The organism is Roseicyclus sp. (genome assembly GCF_052168335.1).
Classification (GTDB): Bacteria; Pseudomonadota; Alphaproteobacteria; order Rhodobacterales; family Rhodobacteraceae; genus Roseibacterium.
Genome location: NZ_JBQLZP010000220.1, coordinates 1 through 3,297, shown reverse-complemented (window position 1 = coordinate 3,297; position 3,297 = coordinate 1). Strand labels below are relative to the sequence as shown.

At 69.5% G+C, this 3,297-nt stretch carries 5 protein-coding genes; 3 read left to right on the top strand and 2 right to left on the bottom strand.

Annotated features, from left to right (window positions below):
* A partial coding sequence (locus tag ACTS11_RS06800) for an FAD-binding protein (protein ID WP_442639575.1) occupies positions 1–366 on the bottom strand: 366 nt, incomplete at its 3' end.
* A 59-nt stretch (positions 367–425) separates the two neighbouring features.
* A complete protein-coding gene (locus tag ACTS11_RS06795) occupies positions 426–1,871 on the bottom strand; it encodes an FAD-linked oxidase C-terminal domain-containing protein (protein WP_442639574.1) in 1,446 nt (481 codons plus the stop codon).
* Between the two features lie 146 nt (positions 1,872–2,017).
* On the opposite strand from ACTS11_RS06795, the gene ACTS11_RS06790 reads away from it, so the two are divergent.
* The 3 genes from ACTS11_RS06790 to ACTS11_RS06780 all read left to right on the top strand — a co-directional run bounded on the left by ACTS11_RS06790 (position 2,018) and on the right by ACTS11_RS06780 (position 3,222).
* The gene (locus ACTS11_RS06790; protein WP_442639573.1) at positions 2,018–2,428 is read left to right on the top strand and encodes a CopD family protein; all 411 of its coding nucleotides are present in this window, start codon (positions 2,018–2,020) and stop codon (positions 2,426–2,428) included.
* A 41-nt stretch (positions 2,429–2,469) separates the two neighbouring features.
* The gene (locus ACTS11_RS06785; protein ID WP_442639572.1) at positions 2,470–2,910 is read left to right on the top strand and encodes a hypothetical protein; all 441 of its coding nucleotides are present in this window, start codon (positions 2,470–2,472) and stop codon (positions 2,908–2,910) included.
* An 84-nt stretch (positions 2,911–2,994) separates the two neighbouring features.
* The gene (locus ACTS11_RS06780; RefSeq protein ID WP_442639571.1) at positions 2,995–3,222 is read left to right on the top strand and encodes a hypothetical protein; all 228 of its coding nucleotides are present in this window, start codon (positions 2,995–2,997) and stop codon (positions 3,220–3,222) included.
* Positions 3,223–3,297 lie beyond the last annotated feature (75 nt).

The following is a 3,297-nucleotide window of genomic DNA, read 5'->3' as shown; positions in this document are numbered from 1 at the left end:
GCCCGCCTGGATGCGGCGCGGCCCCGAGACGTTCGCCGCCACGACGCCCCCGATCGTGGGTTCGCCCTCCGTCCCGAGCAGCGCGCGGTGGTCCATCGGCTCGAAGGGCAGGCGCTGGTTCTCGGCGGCCAGCAGCGCCTCGACCTCGGCGAGCGGCGTTCCCGCCCGCACCACCAGCGTCAGCGCACCCGGCTCGTAGAGCTCCACGCCCCCAAGGCCCGCCACCGACAGGACCTCTCCCTCCACCGGCCGGCCCACGGGGCGCGTGCCCCCGCCGAGGATGCGCAAGGGGCCCGACGCCGCCGCGATGGCCTCGCCCAGTTCAGCTTCGTCCGCAGGCCTCAGCACCGTCCCTCGCTCCTTCATCTTTCAGAAAATACGCCGGGGAGCGCGAGGGGCAGCGCCCCTCGCACGGGTCGCCGCCGTCAGGCGGCGATCCCCTTGGCGCGCCGTCCCTCCGACGCCTTCAGCGGAAACACCTTCGCCGGGTTCAGCAGCCACTTCGGGTCGAAGACGTCCTTCACCTTCATCTGTATCTCGAGATCCTGCGGCGCGAACTGCGCGGTCATCAGGTCGCGCTTCTCGATGCCGACGCCGTGCTCGCCCGTCAGGCACCCGCCGACCTCCACGCAGAGCTTCAGGATGTCCGCCCCGAAAGCCTCGCAGAGCTCGAGATCGCCGGGCTTGTTGGCGTCGAAGAGGATGAGGGGATGCATGTTGCCGTCGCCCGCGTGGAAGACGTTCGCGACGCCGAGCCCGTATTCCCTGGACATCTCGCCGATGCGCCGCAACACCTCCGGCAGCGCGCTCACCGGGATCGTCCCGTCGAGGCACATGTAGTCGTTGATCTGTCCCATCGCGCCGAAGGCCGACTTGCGCCCGAGCCAGATGCGCCTGGCCTCGTCCTCGGACTGCGCCTCGCGCAGCTCGACCGGATCGTGGGCGCGCGCGATCTGCTTGATGACGCCGAGCTGCTCGTCGATCTCGGCGGGGCTGCCCTCGACCTCGACGATCAGGAGCGCCTCGCACATCGGGTAGCCCGCCCTGGCGAAGGCCTCCGTCGCCTCGATGCAGGGGCGGTCCATGAACTCAATGGCCACCGGAAGGACGCCCGCCTTGATGATGTCCGACACGCAGGCCCCCGCGACCTCGTTCGAGGCATAGCCGATCAGAACGGGCCGGGCCCCCTCGGGCTTGCGCAGGATGCGCAGCGTCGCCTCCGTCACGATGCCGAGCTGACCTTCCGAGCCGCAGATCACGCCCAAGAGGTCGTAGCCGCCCGCGTCGAGATGCGCGCCGCCGATCTCGAGGATCTGCCCGTCCATCGTGACCATCGTGACGCCCAGCAGGTTGTTGGTCGTCACGCCGTATTTCAGGCAATGCGCCCCGCCCGAGTTCATCGCGATGTTGCCCGCGATGGCGCAGGCGAGCTGCGAGGACGGATCGGGCGCGTAGAAGAAGTCCTCCTGCTCGACCGCGCCCGTCACGCTCAGGTTGGTGCGCCCGGACTGCACGCGGATGAAGCGGTTGTCGTAGTCCACCTCGAGCACCCGGTTCAGGCGCGAGACGCCGACGATCACGCTGTCCGCCGTCGGCAGCGCGCCGCCCGCGAGCGAGGTGCCCGAGCCGCGCGGCACCACCGGCACCCCCTCCTCGTGGCAGATCTTCAGGACGGCCGCGACCTCCGCCGTGCTCGACGGCAGGACCACCGCCAGCGGCGGGCAGCGGTAGGCGGTCAGCGCGTCGCATTCGTAGGCGCGCGTCTCGGCCTCGTCGTGGATCACGGCGACGGAGGGCAGCACCTCCTGCAGGCGCGCGACGATCCGGGGCTTCCGCGCGAGGATCGCGGCGTCGGGTGCGGGCATCTCCATCGGGTCTCCTCCCTCGAGCAGCGAGCAATTGGTAAGGAAAGATAACCAATTCACGGCATCTGGCAAGGAGAAAGGCCCTGCCACCTCGCGCGCTGAGGCGAAATCGCCCATTGCCGCCGCATCCTTTTGCCGTCACGAGGATGCGTATGGAATGGGTCAAGGTGCTGCATTTGCTGGCCGTTCTCGGCTGGATGACGGGGATCTTCGTGGCCCCCCGCGGTCTCATCTACTGGAAGCGCGAATTCGCCAAGACGGGGGAGTTCGGCCCGGCGGGCGACCTGACGATGCGCGTCTACCGCTTCTCGCTCGGGCTCGGCGTCATCGCGATTCTCTCCGGCCTCTGGCTGTTCTGGTGGTGGGGCTTCCCGCTCTGGGCCTGGACGAAGCTCGGCCTCGTCGCCGTGCTCGCCGCGCATTACGGCTGGACGGGGCTGCTGGTCCTGCGCGCGCGGCGGGGCGTCTTCGAGCAGAGCGACCTCTGGCTGCGCGTCTTCAACGAGCTCTCGGTCCTCTTCGCGATCGGCGTCCTCTTCCTGGTCGTGTTCAAACCGTTCTGAGAGCATGATCGCAGAGGTCGACCAACCGGAGGATCCGTCCCATGCGCTTCGCACTCGCAGCCCTGCTCGCCGCTCTGCCCGGCATCGCCGCGGCGGACCCGGTCGAGGCCATCCTCTCGGCGGCGGCCGCGGACTGCGCGAGCTTCGAGAACGGCGAATTCTCGCAAGGAGAGGCCGTGGTCGAGGCCGATCTCGACGGCACTGAGCCGCTCGACCGCCTGATCGACGCGTCGCGCTTCACCTGCACCTCCGCGGCCAGCATGTATTGCGGATCGGGCGGCTGCACGCTCCACGCCGTGATCGGAGGGGAGAGCTGGAGCTTCCAGTCCGAGGGCTGGCGGATGACCGACTGGAACGGGCGTCCGATCCTGCTGATCGCGCGCGACGGTGGCTGGTGCGGGGGCGCGGGTTCCCAGGTCTGCTTCGAGGCGGTCAGCTGGAGTGCCGGAATGATGATGACCGTCATGCCCGAGCCCGGTTGAGCGCGGACGGCACCCGCCCAAACCTCGCCACGAATCCCGTCTATGATCGCAGGCTTCGGACCGAGTCCATCGAGGGCCTGTGCCATGTATCGCGAACTTCGCACCAGCCGGGGCAAACCCGAGGCTTACGAGAAACGCCGCTGCCACCGCTGCAGCGGGCAGGGCATGGCGCCCTGCGGGATCTGCGGCGGCTCGGGCCACGTGCTGAAGGGCAGCGACAGCGACGGCCACCCGCTGCTCGGGCGCTGCGACGGCTGCCTCGGGCGGCGCACGGTGCGCTGCCCGACCTGCGGCGGCGAACGCTTCCTGTAGCGGCCTCTAGCGGCGTCCTTGCCTCAGCCACGCGCCCAGCATCAACGCCGAGGCGACCAGCAGGAACAGCCACGC